Raw genomic sequence first — 17,658 nt, 5'->3', positions numbered from 1 at the left:
GGCAAGCTCTGCGGGGGCCATGGCGGGTCGCCGCGCGATCCTCCTGGGAACTCGCCCGACCCCCGCTCCGCCCTTGCCGCCAGCCGCGTCGTTCGGCCCCGCGCGACTGGGAAGACCTGCTCCCCCAGCAAGGTCATAAACCGCACGATCCGCACGGCGTTCAATTCGTCGCCAAGTTCGGGCGACATGGTATTGGCGGCCATGCCTGGGGTTGCGATCTCGCGTGGCTGTTCCACCGCCGGCGCAAACCGCACGGCAAGGCCGGTTTGCAGCCGCGTGGGCCCTGGCGGAAAGGCAGAAGTTCGTGCTAAGAATCTAGGCAATCGTCTGCACATCGCCCGTTCTGACGAGTTGACACTTCGACGTAAGCCATTTAGCTTAAATTAGTTGGCGATGATTCCGCACTCTGCCCAGGAGGTAGTCGAACAAGGCCGTGGCAAAGAAACCTTGGGGTGGAGTCTTTCAGCAGGCGACCGACCAACGAGTCGAAGCCTTCAGCGAGAGCATCAGCTTCGACCGGCGGCTCTACGCGCAGGACATCACCTGCAATCGGGCCCACGCCAAGATGTTGGCCCAGGTCGGATTGCTCACGTCGGAAGAGTTTGCACAGATCGACGCCGGCCTGACTGAAATTGCCGCCGAAATCGATCGCGGCGACTTCCCGTTCCGCACGGAACTGGAAGACATTCACATGCATATCGAACGGGCACTGGTCGAGCGTCTCGGCGACGTCGGCCGCAAGCTACACACCGCGCGCAGCCGCAACGACCAGGTCACCACCGACCTGCGACTGTGGGTCCGTGCCGCGGTCGATGAGCTGGACCAATTGCTTGGCGAGTTGCAGCGTGCCTTCGTCGGCCGCTGTGCCGCGGATCGCGACGTGATCCTGCCCGGCTATACGCACATGCAAAGGGCTCAGCCGGTTCTGGCGCCCCACTACTGGCTCGCCTATTGCGAAAAGTTCGAGCGCGACCGCGTGCGTCTGGCCAATGTCCGCCGCTCGGCCGGCATGCTCACGCTGGGCACTGCCGCCCTGGCGGGGACGACGTTGCCCATCGATCGCGAGTTCGTACAGCGCGAGCTGGGGTTCGAGTCGTTGGCCGCCAACAGCATCGACGCCTCGAGCGATCGCGACTTTGCCCTCGAATTCGCCTTCGCCTGCACGGTGATTGCCGCCCACCTCAGCACCTGGGCCGAGGAGTGGATCCTGTGGTCCACCACCGAGTTTGGCTTCTTGAAGTTGCCCCAGGCGTTCTGCACCGGCTCGTCGATCATGCCGCAGAAGGTGAATCCCGACGTGCTGGAGTTGACGCGCGGTCGCTCGGCTCGCGTGATCGGGAATCTCCAGACCCTGCTGGTGCTGGTGAAGGGGCTGCCGCTGGCCTACAACCGCGACCTGCAAGAGGACAAGGAGCCGCTGTTCGACTCCTTCGACACCGTGCGGGCTTGCCTCGAACTGGCCGCGCCCCTCGTGGCTGGCGCCCAGTTGAACCGCGAGTCGATCGCCGCGGGGCTCGACCGGGGGCACCTCGATGCGACGACCTTGATGGAGCACCTGATTCGCCTGGGGGTGCCGCAGCGCACGGCCCACCACCTGTGCGGCAACCTGGTGCGCAAGGCGCTCGATCGAGGCGTGGCGCTCGCCGAGCTACCCGTCGAAGAGTTTCGCCAGGCGCACGAACTGCTCGACGAACACGTTTACAAGGTCCTGGGGCCGAAGCAGGCCGTGGCCGCCTTTACGAGCTACGGCTCGACGGCCCCGGCGGAAGTCGATCGACAGATTAGCATTTGGCGCCAGCGGTTGTCGCTCGACGAAGCGAGCGAGCCGTCGTCGGCGCAGCCCGCTACGGCGGGAGCGAAGTAGTCCTTCGCCCTGGGGAGCCGGTTTCGCGCGCTTGTACACAGAGACGCGCGAGATCGAGGAGATGAGAAGAGGCCACGCGGAGCATTCCTATGCCCATCCAAAACACCATGCCCACGACTGGCCCTGCTCTTTTGGCGGGAGTAATGCCTGGCCGTGACGAGCAAGCGGAAAGAAAGTTGCCGGTTCGGGCGTTGTGCTGGATGGTCGTCGTCGTGGCATTTGCCGCGATGAGCACGATCGTCAACGCTCAGGACGACGTCGATCCCTTTGCCGATCCGGCGGCGCCCGCCCCGGCGGACCCCGCTGCTCCCGAAACGCCGCTTGCCACGCCTGCCCCCGCTGCCGCGCCAGCGATCAACTACGACGAAGCAGCCGCTGCCCTGGCGAATGATTCGGATGTCGTGGCCTTGCTCGAAACGAACCCCACGACGCCGTCTCAATTGCTGCGGGCCGTCAACGTCCTTATCGATTTGAAGAAAGCCCCCGCCGCGCGGCCCTTGCTGACCCGACTCGCTGCCGAGCCGCTCGACGACGCCCAACTCACCACGCTGGCCGAAGAGTTCGGCTCGGGCGTCTTGTTACGCCTGGCGCGACAGGTCGAGTTGCAGCCGATGGGGGGCGAGTTCTCGGCCCGGGTCACGGCCGCGGCCGACCGATTGGCTCGCGATCCTCAACGTTTGAGTGCGGCGATCGCAGCGCTTTCGCAACCCGATCGTTCCCAGCGTCGCGCCGCGATGCGCACCTTGCGTGCCGGTGGCGAGGCGGCGGCCGTGCTGGTCATCGAGGGATTGGCCGACCCCGCGCGCGAGGCCGAACACGAAGCCCTGCGCACGGCACTCGTGGCGATCGGAGAAGCCGCCCTGGCCCCGACCCTCGCGGCGGCCGAATCGGGTAACGCGACACTCGCGGCGCAAGGGGTCGAGGTAGTGGGTCGCCTGTTGGCCGCCGAACCGAACATGAAGGTCGAGCCACAAGATCCTCTGGCGGTCCTGTTGGCCTTGGCCGTCGATCCCGCGACCGATCCGGCGGTGCGCCGCTCGGCCGGGACGAGCCTGGCCCTGTTGGGCGTTTCGCCGCCGGCACCCGCCGCCGTGGCAGACCAACTCGCCGATCGTGCGCGGCAACTGCTCCGCGTCGTCCTCTCGCTGCAAGAGCCCGTCACCGACGTGCCGCTCAACGTCTGGCGCTGGGACGCCGAGAAACCGGGGCTCGTCGAGGAACGGGTCTCCGCCCGACAAGAGGAACTCGACGTCGCGGCCGATCTGGCCGCTCGTGCGTTTGGCATCGCCCCGCATGACCGCACGATCCGCCGGCTTTATCTCGAGACGAAGCTCACCGCCGCCGGGAATCGCGTGGGATTCGATCAACCGCTGCCCGCGGCGGCCATCGACGCCGTGAAGGAACTGGGCGTCGCTGCCCTGGTCGATCTGCTGGCCCACGTTCCTGCCGAAGGAGACGTCAGCTCCGCGACGGCGGCGGCTCGACTGCTGGGCGAGATCGCCACGGCCGACGTGCTCGATCCCGTCGGCGCGCGACCGGCGCCGCTCGTGAGGGCCTTGCGTCATTCCGATCCGCGATTGCGTTACGCGGCACTCGATGCCGTGCTCAAGCTGGCCCCCTCGCGCAGATTCATGGGAGATAGCTTCGTCCCCGAGGCGCTTGCTCGCTTTCTTGCCACGACGGGCAGGCCGGTGGCGCTCGTGGCCGATTCGCGCGGCGATGTGGGTCGCTCGATTGCCGGCATGCTCAATGATATGGGGTACTTGGCGCTCTCGTCGGTCGATGGTCGAGAGTTGTTCAACCTTGCCGCCGACTCGACCGATTGCGAGCTGATCCTGATCTCGGCCACGCTCTACGACAATACCGCCGTTGATCTGCTCGACCAGTTGCGCAAAGACACCCGGACGGCCCGCATCCCGGTCGCGGTCTACGCCTCGAGCGAGTCGATGCCGCGGGCCGAACGGCTCGTGCGGCGCGATCCGCGTGCCATCTCGATCGTACGTCCGCGCGATGTCACGGCGCTCGAGTTCCAGTTGGCCGACCTGCTCGCTCGTTCGCGCGCCGAGTTGCCTGGTCAGCAGGTACGCGATCGACAGGCGGCGGGCGCCTTGGGATGGCTCGACCGCCTGACGAGCGAGAAGGGGCACGTATTCGATCTGACTTATGTCGAGCCCGCTTTGCATGCGGCGCTCGACAACCCGGCTTTGGCCGCCTCGGCGATGAAAGTCCTCTCGCGTTACGTGACCCCCTCGTCACAACAGGGGCTGGTCCAGATGGCCAGTCGAGGGGGCACGACGATCGAGTTGCGGCAAGCTGCCGCACGAGCCTTCTGCGAGAGCATCGGACGAAATGGAACCCGTTTGACGTCCGCCGAGATCCTGCTGCAATACGACGAATACCACGGACACGAAGGAGGAGACGCCCAGGTCCGCGAGGTGCTGGGCACGATCCTCGACTGTATGGAAGCTCGCGTGGCGACCGCCGAACCCACCGCGCCTCACGCCGATCGAGAAACCCCTGCGCCCGAGCCCGTCGCCATCCCGTAGCGGCTGTGCCCGGTCGCGAGACCGCCAACCTGAATTCAACTTACTACCCCCCGCCGACAACTCGCCGCGCAACGTCCGAGTGTCGACCGATGAGTAGCAGCCGCAGTCTGCGATCCTATCACGTGAACGAATCCGGTCCACCCATCCCTGGCATCATCGGCAATGGCGAAGCCATGCAGCGGGTCTACAAATTGACCCGGCAAGTGGCGCGCTCGAAGACGTCGGTCTTGCTGTTGGGCGAAACCGGCACCGGCAAGGAACTGATCGCCAAGGCTGTCCACCAACTCAGTCCTCGCGGCAACGGCCCCTTCGTCCGCGTCAACTGCGGCGCCCTTACCGAAAGCCTGCTCGAGAGCGAGCTCTTCGGCCATGTGCGTGGCTCGTTCACCGGCGCCATCGACAATCGCACGGGACGCTTCGAGGCGGCCCACACCGGCACCGTGTTTCTCGACGAGATCAACTCCACCACTCCCAAGCTGCAGGTCAAGTTGCTCCGCGTCCTGCAGGAGCGCGAGTTCGAACGCGTGGGAGACACGCAGACGATCCGCGTCGATACCCGGGTCATCGCCGCCAGCAATCGCGATCTGCGCGACGAGGTCGAGGCCGACCGCTTTCGCGAGGATCTCTACTATCGCTTGAACGTCGTGCCGGTCTATCTCCCCCCGCTGCGCGAGCGGCGTGAGGATATACCCGAGTTGGTCGTCCACTTCCTCAATTATTACAATGAAGAAAACGACCGCTACGTCGTCCACATCGAACGCGAGGCGCTCGAGGCCTTACAGGACTACCACTGGCCCGGCAATGTCCGCGAGTTGCAGAACTACATCGAGCGGGCGGTCGTGCTGGCGGTGGGGGACGAGCTGACGACCGATCTCCTACCCCCCAGCGTGTTGGGGCGCGAGCAGCGCAGCGTATTCCGCTCGCGTCCGGTCGACTTGGAAACGCTCACCTACGAGGTCGTGCAGCAGGGAGTGGCGAATGCCGGCCCGCACGAGGACAACCTGCACGCCAAGATCGTCAATCGCGTCGAACGCGAGTTAATCGCCCAGGTGATGACCGTGTGCGACAACGTGCAGATCAAGGCCGCGGCCAAGCTGGGCATCAATCGCAATACGCTGCACAAGAAGCTGAAAGAATATGGCCTGGATGCCGACAACGAGGTCGAAGAAGTGCCCGCCCCCGCCCGGGCACGCTAAGAGGCCATGAGTTGGCAAATCCAGATCATCTGCTTCGCGGCCAGTTACTCGGTCGCCCTCGCGCTCGAGGTCACGCGGCTCTTCCTGCGTAGCGGTCTGCGCGGCGCGGCGATGGTCGCGTTCGCCGGGGCGGGCCTGCTGGCGCAAACGATCTTTCTCGCCCAACGCGCCGCACAGACCGCCGTGCCGCTGTCGAGCGAGTTCGACTGGTATCTCGTCGCCGCGTGGCTGCTGGTCGTGCTCTATCTATACCTGATGTACTACCATCCCCGCGCCCCGTTAGGGCTCTTTTTGTTGCCGGTGGTTCTGGCCTTGATAGGCATTGCCGCCTATGTGGCCGATCGGCACCCGTTTCCCGAGACTCGGGCCTCACTGGTGTGGGGCTCGCTGCACGGGGTGTTGTTACTGCTGGGCACGGTGACGCTGATCGTGGGCTTTGTCACCGGTGTGATGTATTTGGTGGGAGCCTATCGTCTGAAGCACAAGCTACCCCCCACGCGACGCTTTCAATTGCCCAGCCTCGAATGGCTACAGCGCATGAACGGCCGTTCCATCGGCCTGGCCGTGATACTCTTGGGGCTGGGGGTCTTATCTGGCGCGGTCCTGAATGTGGTGAATCACAGCAAGCAGGCCGAATACGTTCCGTGGAACGACCCGGTCATCGTCAGCTCGCTGGTGCTGGTCGGTTGGCTCGTGGCGGTGACGGTCTTCAACACCTTCTACAAGCCGGCGCGCACCGGGCGCAAGACGGCCTACCTCACCTTGGCGAGCTTCGTGCTGCTCGTGCTCGCGCTGGGCATCTCGCTGCTGGGCGAATCGGGCCACGGCGGGGCCCCCGCGCGCGACGCGATCCCATCGCGGGAGGGCGCGGCATGAAGGTCCAGATGGTCGGCTGCAGCCATCATCGCTCCCCCGTGGCCGTCCGCGAACGGCTGGCCTTTACGCCCGGTCAGGCCCAAGAGGCGCTGGCGCGCTTCCGCCGCCGTTTTCCCGAGGCCGAGGCCGTGCTCCTGTCGACCTGCAACCGGGTCGAGGTTTACACGGCGGTGGAAGAACCCGCCGCCCTGCCGACGCACCAGCAGGTGGCCGAGTTCCTGGCCGAATTCCACGGCATCGAGCTGTACGAGATCTTCGACGATCTGTTCGAACGGACCGGCGAGGACGCCGTGCGGCACTTGTTCACCGTGGCGGCCAGTCTCGACAGCATGGTCGTGGGCGAGCCGCAGATCCTGGCGCAGGTGAAACAGGCCTACCAGATGGCCACCGATCGCGAGAGTACGGGACCGCTCACGCACGCCATCTTCCAGGCGGCCTTGAAAGTAGCGCGGCGCGTGCAAAGTGAAACGCAGCTCAGCCAGAAACGCGTCAGCATCCCGAGCGTGGCCGTGGGAGATTTCGCCTCGCAGATTTTCGAGCGCTTCGACGACAAGCGCGTGCTGGCGATCGGCGCCGGCGAAATGGCCGAAGAGACGCTGCTTTATCTGCGCGATGCCGGGGCGCAGGACATCACGGTGGTGAATCGCACGCAGCAGCGTGCGGTCGAGCTGGCGGCCAAGTTCTCCGGCCGAGCCGCCCCCTGGACCGATCTCGAGCGGCTGCTGATCGACGCCGATCTGGTCGTTACGGCCACCGGCGCGGCAGAGCCGATCGTGCGCCGCGCGGAGTTTGTCCGCATCGAAGAAGCCCGCTACCAACGCCCCCTCTTCGTGCTCGATCTGGCCATGCCGCGCGACTTCGATTCCGCCATCGGCGACATGCTGGGCGTGTATCTCTACACGATCGACGACCTGCGCGCGGCCTGCGTCCGCAATCAGAAAGAGCGCGACCGCGAGCTACCCGGGGCGATACGCATCATCGAGGAAGAAACCTCTTCCTTCATGGCCGAATTGCACCATCGCGCCACGGGGCCCATCATCCAGCGGCTGAAGCAAGGCTGGGAAGAGCCCAAGGAAGCCGAGCTGCGGCGGCTCTTCAATAAGCTGCCCGAGCTCGACGATCGCAGCCGCGTCGAGGTCCGCCAGTCTTTCGACCGACTGGTGAACAAGCTGCTCCATCCGCCGTTGGAATCGCTGCGCGACGAGGCGCGGCAAGGAAGCGTACACGGCCTGCTCGAGGCCCTCAAGCGGTTGTTCCAGCTTCGCGACTGAGCACGTAGAGCGGCTCGAGCGACCATCCTCGCGAAGCACGAGCGCGGGTCGGTTTCGAGGACCGACGCCGCGCGCTCTTCCGACTTACCGGGAGAGAAGGCTACTCGCCTTCATCTTCCCAGTCTTCATCTTCGTCTTCGTCGTCATCCTCGTCGTCGTCCCAGTCGTCGTCTTCCTCTTCGTCCTCATCCCACTCTTCGTCGTCGTCTTCATCATCTTCTTCGTCGTCGAGTTCTTCTTCGTCCTCGTCGTCGACTTCCTCCCACTCGTCTTCTTCGTCGTCGAGGTCATCATCGTCCTCGTCGTCGTCTTCTTCGTCGAGGTCATCATCGTCCTCGTCGTCTTCGAAGTCGTCGTCTTCATCCTCCAAGTCGTCGTCGTCTTCCGCGCGCGGGAATTCCACGACCGACAACAGGCTAGCCACGACGCCACCGCACGTGGTGTCCCGTTCGCTCGGATCGTCCAGCAAGTGCTCTGGGTCCGCTAACATAGTCACGTCCTACTCCTCCTCGGTACCACTAGGGTGCGAAAACGATGTCGCGATCGCCGGTGTCGCGGTCACTCCGGCCGCGGGGGGCGTCGCGCGTAAACGTAGTATCTCGGCTCGGGGCAATTCGTCCAGGTCACGCAGGCCGAATAGTTCCAAGAAACGCCGGGTCGTCCCATACAAATAGGGGCGACCCAACTCCTCGGAACGCCCCATGATCCGCACGAGATCGCGCTCCATCAACAAGCGGAGCATCTCGCCGCACTGCACGCCGCGAATCGATTCGATCTCGGCACGCACTGCCGGCTGACGATACGCCACGACCGCCAGGGTCTCCAGCGCCGGACTACTCAATCGCGTCTCGATCTGCGGGGGATACAACCGCCGCAGCCACGAGGCGAACTTCGGCCGAGTCAGCAACTGGTAACCGCCGGCCACCTCTTCGATCCGAAAAGCGCAGCCAACCCGGTCATAGGTCTCGTTCAGTCGTCGGACTAATGTACGCGCTTCGGTTCCATCCGCCAAGCTGGCGATTCGAGCCAACTTGCGCGGCCCCAACGGTTCGCGGGCCAGCAGCAAAACCGCCTCGACCCGGGCAATTCTGGGGTCCCGTTGTCCGGCCACGGGCCGAGGTCGCCGCGACACTCCGCCAGGCGACTCGAATCGACCTGGAGAAACGCTTCGCGGCGCGGCCCAGGCCCGGCGCGGCCCTGTTACCAGCGCATGGCGGTAACGCAAGGAAACGCTGCCCATCGTTGAGCCCAGGCCGGGCGAGGGACGCCGCATGGAGAGATTCTCGTTCGTCGCGACTCGGAGCCCGCAGGCTCATCTTCTCAATGATGGCAAGTTACCGTATTGGAACGAGTTGCGACAACCCAGGCTCTCCACGAGAGGGCGTCGAGTTTGTCAGGCCAGAGGAGCGGCTAGAGCTGCTGCCCATTGCGCCATGCTTCGACTTCGGAGAGCACGTGTCGCATCGCCATCATCGGATCGGCGTCCGTGGCCTCGAAATGGCGGTTGTAGCTGGGGTTTCCCGCCAGGGCCATTTTCACATGAAAGCGATAGAGATTGCCCGTCGTGCCCCACGACTCGAGCAAATAGTACGTCGCCCCCAGGGCCCGTAGCCGTTGCTCCATGTCGCGGAAGGGATTGGCCTGCGGCGCGTCGTTGCCTGGTCCCGGCGAGGGCAGGGGAGGGGTGTGGGCAAAATGCGCCGGCATGGCCTGTGCCGTCTCACCCGCTTCGGAGAGCGAAGTTCCCACGGAAGGGGTCATGGCGCTACCGCCGACGGGCGCCGTGTAGCCGACCGTGGCGACCGCTGGCGGTGCTTGGGCTGGTGGTGAGAAGTTGTTAACCGTCATCTCGGACAGCATCTGCGGCGGGGCCGAGGTCAACGCGGCCGGAGGATTCGCCCCCAGCGCCGCTGTCGTCGCTGGGGCGGAGCTGGCATTCGCGGCCAGGGCAGCAGCGCTCGAGGCGTCTGCGGCAAACGCGGGGGCCTCTTGCGAGGGTTCGTGGGTCGTCGATGGTTGTGGACCCGACTGCGTGACGATCTTCAGCCCCATGTCGGCCAATTCGGACCATTCTCCCTGGCGGGCAAGGTCGATCGCCTCGGGCCAATGCTTCCAAAAGATCGCCACCAGCGGGACAACGATCATACAGGTCAGCATGACGACGGCGCGCACTAACACGATGGGACCCGACTGCATACGGGACACGACTCCTTTCGATCCCCTGTTCGCCAACGCTTCCTGCGCGGCGTCTCGAGCAGGCCCGAACGGGCGCCCGACGAGGGGCGGATATTACTCGCGGTCGCCATTGCCAGGCAACGTCAATGGAAAGGAATCACTTTGTGACGACTGCCTGTCTTGCCCGAATTGCCACCCACCGAGCGGGAACGTACACGGCCAAAAGATGGCAGACCACTAACCCCTGACCACTACTGCGGTTGGGGAGCTTCGGTGGCTTCCGCGGCCGGCGCTTCTGCCGCTGGAGTTGCTTCTTCGACGGGCGCCGGCTCGGCAGGTTCTGCGGGCCTGGTCTCTTCCTCGGGCGTAGCCTCTTCGGCGCCCGACGCTTCGAGTCCGGCTTCCTTGAGCTTTTTGAGCTCGTCGGCGTCGCTCTTGATCTCGTCCGGCTCGGGCTTCTTGACCACCTGGTCGCGCGAGAGCCTGATCTTGCGATAGACGTCGTTCGGAATGACGTAGTACCAGTCGGCGAAGCGGTCGTTGAGCTCCTTGACCTTCTTCTGCGCGTCCTTGATTTTGGTTTCGTATTCGTCCTGCTTGCGCTTGTTCTCGCGCTCGATCGTCTCGCGGGCGGCCTTTTGCTCGGGCGTTTCCTCGGCGGCGGGTGGGGTCTCTCCCTCGGCGGGCTGTTCGCCTTCGGGCGCGGCGGCCCCCGGCGCGGGCGGAACCTCTTCCAACTGCGGCGGCGGGATCTTATTCGGATTGAAGCCCACGGTGAGCATCAGATAACGATTCGGACCGGTCTCGTGGACGGTGGCGAGCGGTTCTTCCCCTTCGGCCGGCTTGGCCTCGTCACTCTCGGTGCCGGTGGCGATCTCTCCGAACCGCAAGACGTATTCAACGCCGTCCTTGAGCGTGGTGACGATCTCGCCTTCGTTCGACAGCAGCGAGCCATCTTGCGTGACGTAGAAGCCCTTGCTCATGAGCGAGAGGAGGGCCTGCTGATCGATGCGTCCCTCGCCTTCCGACTTGAGCATGCTGCTCAGGCCGGCAGGCTTGCGGCGCACGTCGACGATGCGCAGTTCGTCGAGCGCCGTCTTCATGTCGTTCAGTTTCGTGGCGTCGAGCTCTTCGGCTTCCGTCAGCCCGTCGAGCTTCCATTGCGCCTCTTTGTCGTTGTAGGTCAGCTTGACCACGTCTCCCTGGATGCGGCGCCCTTGCGCCTCGTCGATCGAATAGTTATCGATGACGACGTCTTCCACGTCCCAGGGATTGAGCTTCAAGAGATCGTCCTCGATCCACTCGGCGAATCTGGTCGTCAGCTTGCTGGGGTCGAACTTGACCTGGAACAACACGTCGCGGTTGGGCACGCGGACGTAACGGATGCCGGGCTGTCCCTCGACCTCTTTTCCCACGATCAGCTCGGTCAGCGTTTTGCCGGCCTTGTCCTTGAGGGTGATCTTCTTGCCGATGCCGCCGGCGCCGATCGAGGCGCTGGTCGGATCGACCACGCCATACAGCTCGAAGTCGGACTGCGTCACCGGATCGACGCGCAGGATCTCGAGATCGATCAGGCTGGCCGCGGCGTGGGCCATCTGCTTGTCGGCGTCAGCCGGATAATTGCTGTGCGAGGGGAGGGCCCAGCGGCCGTTCACCTGTTCGACCTTGAAGATGCTCGGCTCGGCCTTCTCTTCGTCGAAGTCGATGATCTCGAGACTGGCCCCGGCGAGTGGATCGGTAAAGTCGGGCGAGAGAAACTGCCCCACCAGCGTGTCGGAATCTTGCTGCGGCGCCGCCGGCAGCGAGCTCCAGGCCACCAGCCCCACGACGAGGGCCGCCACGACAAAGGTCACCGTTTTTACGTTCTCGCTCATCGCTTCACCTATGGTTCGCTCGCTCGGGCGAAAGCCGGTTTCAGGTCATTCTTCTGGGAAAGTGGCACCGGCCGCCGGCCGGTGAGCGGAGGCTAGCGCAGCCGCTGTTTAGAAACACCCTCACGCTCGCGCGAGCGCCGGTTGAAGTACACCACCACCGCCACCACCAGCGGCGGAATCGGCGGCAGCAGCACCGCCGCCAGCTTATACCGGTCTTGCGTGTGGCGAACCGTCGAAGCCAGCTCCGACTCGATTCGCTCGATGTCGCGATCGCGCACCTCGCGCATCTGCTCGGTGGCCCGGGTCAGGCGATTTTCGCCGGCCGTGCGCGCCGTGTCGATTTCGATCAGCAATTGTTGCGGATCGAGATCGGTCCGTTTCTGCAGCTCGGCAATGCGATCGTCGAGCTTCTTTTGTTCTTCCTTCTGCTTCTTGTCGAACTCGTCCATGAAAAGCTTGCGCTGCTCGTCCGCGGCGTTTCGCGCGCCGGCGGTGGCGTCTTCGACACGTACCAGCGTGCGATGTACCGGACGGCGCTTGCGGATGTCGATGAAGCGATCGTCGCCGGCCAGCGTGTCGAGCACGTTGAGCACGAACGTGACGTTGTCGAGGTCGAGATTCACTTCGGCGTCGGGGTCGGTCCCGCGATTACGCAGCGCGAAGAAGGCCGAGTAGAGCACGTCGATATCCGCCACGACGACGACGTTGATGTCCCCCTCTTCGGGAGCCGGGGTCGCCACGGCCGCTTCATCCATCCCATGTGCGTGAGCTTCACTCACCTCATGTTCGTGGAAGTCCGCCGCGGGAGCGGGACCAGGGCCGCTTTCGGCCTGATTCGTCGTGCCGGGGGGAGCGCCGTCTCCTTGGAGCGGCATGTTGGCGGGCTCGGGACGCTTCCCCCGGATGTGGACCGCCAGCACGTACTCTTCGGCCGTCGGCAGGTGACGCCGCATGGGGTTCAAGGCACCGCCACCGAAGAACGATCGCTCGATGATCTCGTTGAAGGCGACCTCACCCGTGCGCGGACCGGTCCGCACGAGAGGCGTGAAGGTCAGCTCGGACGAGTTGCGCCGATTCACCGCCCCCGGAAAGAGGAACAGCATCTGCTGCAACTGCGAGCTGACGGCGTCTTTATTGTTGAAGGGCTCGGTGGCGCCGGAACCTTCGCCCACGAAGACGAACTCCGTGGGGAACTGGCCGATCTTGGGATAAGGATTGTAGTTCTGCCAGACCACCTTCGAGTCGAGGAAGTCGATGCCGAGCAGATTCCACAGCTCGCGGATGTTCCCCTTCGGCTGCGGCGGCTGCTGACCCCCCATCATCCCGAAGGGACCACCACCCCCTTGCGGTGAGCGCGGCTGGCTCGTCGCCGCCACGCTCTGATCGAGATAGGGGAAGGGATCTTCGAAGACCGCCGTCGGTTGCCCACGCTTCACGGCGTCGAGGAAGTTGGCCATCTGCTCGGGAGACAGCGTCGACGGCTGCACGGCCAGCAGGGCATCGAAACGCTCGGTGATCGGGTTGTCGGCGTTCACCTGCACGACGTCGTACTGTTTTTCGAGCTCGTCGATGATGAGCTCGTTGCGGCCCGGCGACATGCGCTGCATGTCGAACTGACCATACAGCTTGGCGTCGGTCGTCAGGATGCCGATCTTCTTGCGCTCTTGCTGCGCCACGGTGCCCAGCGAGCGAATGAGCTCGTACTCGACCGGGATGCCGCGGTCGAAGAACGGCACCACGACCTTCTCGAGGCCGCTCGTGATCGCCACGCCGAGATAGATTTCTTCAATGTTCATTGCGCCGCGCGTTCGCGAGGCCACCTGCTGGCCGCGGATACCGTAGAGCGTTTCAGCCCGCCGGGCGTTGTCGCTGTACTTCTCGGTGTCGTGGATCTCGAGCGTGATTTCGTTTCCGGCCCGGGCCGCGATCTCGCGGAGCATCGTCAGCAGGTCGAGACGCGTCTGCACGTACGACTCGGGCACCTCGGGGCTGACGAAGGCCTCGATGTGGATCGGCCGTTTCGGGTCGAGTTCCTGCAAGATGGCCTGCGTCTTGGGCGAGAGGGAACTGAGCCGCTCGGTGGTCACGTCGAGGCGCGCGTCGTGATGGGCCAGCACGACGTTCACCCCCAGCACGAGCACGATCAGCGCGACGATGCGCGCCAGGTAATGGCCCCCGAGCGATTTGCCGTCGCGTCCGCCGGCCCAGTGCCGCCGGCCGATCAAGACCATCGACAGGTAGAGCATGGCCGCCACGATGAGCAGGAAGTACGCCACCCCCGAGAAACTGATCACGCCGCGGCCGAAGTCGCGGAACATTTCCGCGAAGCTCCACGACTTGATCGTGGCGGCTATCTTCGGGCTGAAGATCACGTCGGCCGAGGCCGCGAACGCCAGCGGAGCGTTGAACGCGGCGCCCAGGATGAAGCCCACCGTCAGGTTCGAGGTGAGGAACGAGGCGACCATGCCGATCGCCAGCATCGCCAGCCCCATCAACCAGTAGCCGAAGTAGGTGCCGAACATGAGCCCCAGGTCGGGTTGGCCCAGATAACTCAGCACGACGATGTTCGAGATCGAGAACAGAAGCGACACCGTGAAGATGGCCACCGCGGCCAGGTACTTCCCCAGCACGACGTCGAGATCGCTCGCCGGAATCGTCAGCAGCAGTTCGTCCGTCCCCTGGCGCCGCTCGTCGGCCCACATGCTCATCGTGATGGCCGGGATGAAGACCAGCATGATGTAGGGGAGATAGCGATTCAGTTGGTCGAGATTCGCCAGGTTGGCGTTGAAGAACTCGTTCGGCCAGAAGGCGGCAATCCCGCTCAGCAGCACGAAGACGCAGATGAATACATATCCCGTCGGATTGCTGAAGTAACTGACGAAATTGCGACGGAAGATCGCGCGGATCACATGAGCATTCATGGCTTCTACCGGTAACTGCGTGTGACTCTGGTGGGGCGTTCGGGTCGACAGCGGTGTCGTCGCGGTCGGATGATGTTCACGGGGCTTACTTGCCCGCGGTCGAAGCGGTGAGATCGTGGAAGCGTTCTTCGAGCGGCTTGCCCGAGCCACGCACTTCGTCGATCTTGGCTTCGTAAATCAGGCGACCTTCGTTGACGAACAAGACGCGGCTGCACATCGCTTCCACCTCTTGCATGATGTGGGTCGAGAGCAGGATGGTCTTGTTCTGTCCGAGCTTGAGGATCGTTTCGCGGACTTCGCGAATCTGGTTCGGATCGAGGCCGGCGGTCGGTTCGTCGAGAATCAGCACGTCGGGCTCGTGCAGCAGCACCTGCGCCATGCCCACACGCTGGCGATAGCCGCGCGAAAGCTTGCTGATGGGCTTGCCGATCACGCTCCCCAGGTCGCACAGTTCGACCACCGTCTCGATGCGCTGGTGCTTCTTGTCGGTGGCGAGTCCGCGCGCGTCGGCAAAGAACGAGAGCAGCGAGCGGGGCGTCATGTCGGGATAGAGCGGGCCGTTCTCGGGCAGGTAACCCAGACGCTGGGCCCCCGCCAGGCGATCTCGCGCCATGTCGTGGCCGGCGATCCGGGCGACGCCCGTCGAGGGGGACAAGTAGCCGGTCAGCAGCTTCATCGTCGTGCTCTTACCGGCGCCGTTGGGGCCGAGAAAGGCAACGACCTCTCCCTGGTGGATCTCGAACGAGATGTCTCGAACGGCGGCGAAGTCACCATAGAACTTCGACAGGCCGATCGCCTCGATCATGGGCGCGCGTGTTGCGTCGGTCATGGCACGTATCTCGGGAAAACGATTCAGTATCCGCTCATGGAAAACGGTCCGTTGCCACGCGGGGCAGCGGCGTGGAAGGCCGGCCTCGGCGACGAAGGGCCAGGCTTCGTCAGCGGCACGGTAGCCGGGGGTAGGAAGGTCGGCAGGCTCCCCTTCAGCCGTGCAAAAACCCCCGGAAAAGCCGGGCCTGCCGCCGATTGTATAAGCCGAAGGGCTCGGCTTGTCCAGTGCGATCGATGTTGTGGCCGAACGCCGTAGCGCATTCGCAAGCTTCCCTCAATCAAGCACTTGCGCGCTGCACACCCAGGGTGCGGCACGCGGTGTCGTCTGGCGAGTGTGCCGCACGGCCTGCGGCGGGTTCGCTCCACGGTCCGAAGGGACGAATACCGCCCTCGCGCGAGCACCCACGCTGGGCGCTCGCCGCGGGACGGATGGGGGAGCATGTTCCCTGTACGACGCGCTCTCGGCCGCGGTTCATGCCGAGGCGTCGCGGCGGAACGTGATGTGCCGCCGCCAGTGCAGATTGTCCGGCTGGGGATAATCGCTCCGCAGATGCACCCCCCGGCTTTCTTGCCGCTGGAGGGCGCCCGCGGCCATGAGCCGGGCCACGGTGAGCATGTTCTGCAGTTCCCAACCCTCGACTTGCGTGAACTGCCGCGTCAGCACGTAACGGCACCAATAGTCGACCGTCTCGTATGCCTCGCGCAGGCCGGACTCGTCGCGGCGAATGCCGGCATTGCGCCACATCAGGCTACGCAGCGAATTGCGAATATCGGCCAGATCGAGCGGCTCGCCGACCTCCGGCACGCTCCGATTCTCGATCGGCAGGGCGCGAAAGTCGTCGGCAATAGTGAGTGCCGCCGCCGACGCGCCCGCCCCCGCATGCGCGCCATAGACGAGCCCTTCGAGCAGGCTGTTCGAGGCGAGTCGATTCGCCCCGTGCAGGCCACTCGAGGTGACCTCGCCCGCCGCCCACAAGCCGGGCACGGTGGTGCGACCTGCGAGATCGATCGTCGCGCCGCCGATCATGTAGTGCGCGCCGGGGCGCACCGGAATGCGGTCGGTGGCAATGTCGAGATTGAACTCGGCGCAGACCGCCGCGATGCCGGGGAAGCGCGCTCGCACGTGTTCGGCGTCGAGATGGCTCAGATCGAGATAGACGTTCGGATGGCGCGTCTTTTCCATCTGCGCGACGATCGACTGGCTCACCACGTCGCGCGGCGCGAGCTCGGCCCGCTCGTCATAGTCGGGCATGAAGCGATGTCCGGTGCGATCGACCAGATAGGCCCCTTCGCCGCGGACCGCCTCCGAGATCAGGTTGCGGCTGCTGCCGGCGATGTAGAGCACCGTGGGGTGGAATTGCATGAATTCCATATCGCGCAGCTCGCAGCCCGCGCGATAGGCGAGCGCGAGTCCGTCGCCGGTGGCGACGTCGGGATTGGTGGTTTCGCGATAGATTTGCCCGGCGCCGCCGGTGCAGAGAATCGTCTGCTTGGCCCAAACGAGCGTCTTGCCGTGATGCTCGTGCCAGACGAGCGCGCCGCGGCAGACGCCGTTGTGCGTGAGCAAGTCGAGCGTGAACGTATCGGGCCAGGTGGCCACGTGGCGCAGGCTCTTCACGCGTTCGATCACCGCGCGCATGACTTCCTGTCCGGTGGCATCGCCCAGCGCGTGGACGATGCGGTCGTGGCTGTGCCCCCCTTCGCGCCCGAGCGCGAGCGAGCCGGCCGCTTCGTCGAACCTGGTGCCCCAGGCGACCAACTCGCCGATGCGCCGCGGGGCATCGCGCACGACCATTTCGACGACCGCTTCGTCGCACAGTGCCCCGCCGGCGCGAATCGTATCGGCGATGTGGTTCTCGAACTGATCCTCGGGATCCATGACCCCCGCGATGCCCCCCTGCGCGTAGCGACTGTTCGATTGCATCAGGCTGTGCTTGGTCACGACGAGCACGGAGAGCGAGGGATCGATCTCGATCGCCGCGCGCAGGCCGGCCAGACCGCCGCCGATGATCAGCACGTCCGTGAAGTGGTGCGGCACCCCCTTCGGATGAAAAGGGGCCACGTAACGCGGGGGCGTCGGAAAGGAAAGAAGGGGCAAGTCCAT

General features: G+C 64.7%; 12 protein-coding genes. 5 read left to right on the top strand and 7 right to left on the bottom strand.

The window, feature by feature from the left end; translation table 11 throughout:
* Positions 1-433 precede the first annotated feature (433 nt).
* The 5 genes from argH to hemA all read left to right on the top strand — a co-directional run bounded on the left by argH (position 434) and on the right by hemA (position 7,753).
* Positions 434-1,864, top strand: coding sequence for an argininosuccinate lyase (gene argH / locus KF708_19775; protein ID MBX3414934.1), 1,431 nt, complete (start codon positions 434-436; stop codon positions 1,862-1,864).
* A gap of 200 nt (positions 1,865-2,064) precedes the next feature.
* A complete protein-coding gene (locus tag KF708_19770; protein MBX3414933.1) occupies positions 2,065-4,410 on the top strand; it encodes a hypothetical protein in 2,346 nt (781 codons plus the stop codon).
* Positions 4,411-4,499: 89 nt separating this feature from the next.
* On the top strand, positions 4,500-5,606 hold the full coding sequence (locus tag KF708_19765) for a sigma-54-dependent Fis family transcriptional regulator (protein MBX3414932.1): 1,107 nt from the start codon (positions 4,500-4,502) through the stop codon (positions 5,604-5,606).
* Positions 5,607-5,612: 6 nt separating this feature from the next.
* A complete protein-coding gene (ccsA, locus tag KF708_19760; protein MBX3414931.1) occupies positions 5,613-6,482 on the top strand; it encodes a cytochrome c biogenesis protein CcsA in 870 nt (289 codons plus the stop codon).
* Positions 6,479-7,753 carry a glutamyl-tRNA reductase gene (gene hemA, locus KF708_19755; protein MBX3414930.1) on the top strand — a complete coding sequence of 425 codons (1,275 nt, stop codon included), beginning with the start codon at positions 6,479-6,481 and terminating at the stop codon, positions 7,751-7,753. The genes ccsA and hemA overlap by 4 nt, the downstream gene beginning before the upstream one ends.
* A 100-nt stretch (positions 7,754-7,853) precedes the next feature.
* Here the strand turns inward: hemA and KF708_19750 are convergent, their stop codons facing one another.
* The 7 genes from KF708_19750 to nadB all read right to left on the bottom strand — a co-directional run bounded on the left by KF708_19750 (position 7,854) and on the right by nadB (position 17,658).
* Positions 7,854-8,249: a hypothetical protein gene (locus KF708_19750; protein ID MBX3414929.1), complete on the bottom strand. Its 396-nt coding sequence runs from the start codon at positions 8,247-8,249 to the stop codon at positions 7,854-7,856.
* Positions 8,250-8,252: 3 nt separating this feature from the next.
* Positions 8,253-8,840: an SMC-Scp complex subunit ScpB gene (gene scpB / locus KF708_19745; GenBank protein ID MBX3414928.1), complete on the bottom strand. Its 588-nt coding sequence runs from the start codon at positions 8,838-8,840 to the stop codon at positions 8,253-8,255.
* A 323-nt stretch (positions 8,841-9,163) separates the two neighbouring features.
* On the bottom strand, positions 9,164-9,949 hold the full coding sequence (locus KF708_19740) for a hypothetical protein (protein ID MBX3414927.1): 786 nt from the start codon (positions 9,947-9,949) through the stop codon (positions 9,164-9,166).
* A 230-nt stretch (positions 9,950-10,179) separates the two neighbouring features.
* On the bottom strand, positions 10,180-11,802 hold the full coding sequence (locus KF708_19735; GenBank protein MBX3414926.1) for a DUF4340 domain-containing protein: 1,623 nt from the start codon (positions 11,800-11,802) through the stop codon (positions 10,180-10,182).
* A 92-nt stretch (positions 11,803-11,894) separates the two neighbouring features.
* A complete protein-coding gene (locus tag KF708_19730; protein MBX3414925.1) occupies positions 11,895-14,723 on the bottom strand; it encodes a Gldg family protein in 2,829 nt (942 codons plus the stop codon).
* An 85-nt stretch (positions 14,724-14,808) separates the two neighbouring features.
* A complete protein-coding gene (locus tag KF708_19725; protein ID MBX3414924.1) occupies positions 14,809-15,528 on the bottom strand; it encodes an ATP-binding cassette domain-containing protein in 720 nt (239 codons plus the stop codon).
* 498 nt (positions 15,529-16,026) lie between these two features.
* Positions 16,027-17,658: an L-aspartate oxidase gene (gene nadB, locus KF708_19720; GenBank protein MBX3414923.1), complete on the bottom strand. Its 1,632-nt coding sequence runs from the start codon at positions 17,656-17,658 to the stop codon at positions 16,027-16,029.

This window comes from Pirellulales bacterium, assembly GCA_019636335.1.
In the GTDB taxonomy this organism is placed as follows: Bacteria; Planctomycetota; Planctomycetia; order Pirellulales; family JAEUIK01; genus JAHBXR01.
This window is presented reverse-complemented; position numbering and strand designations above follow the sequence as displayed.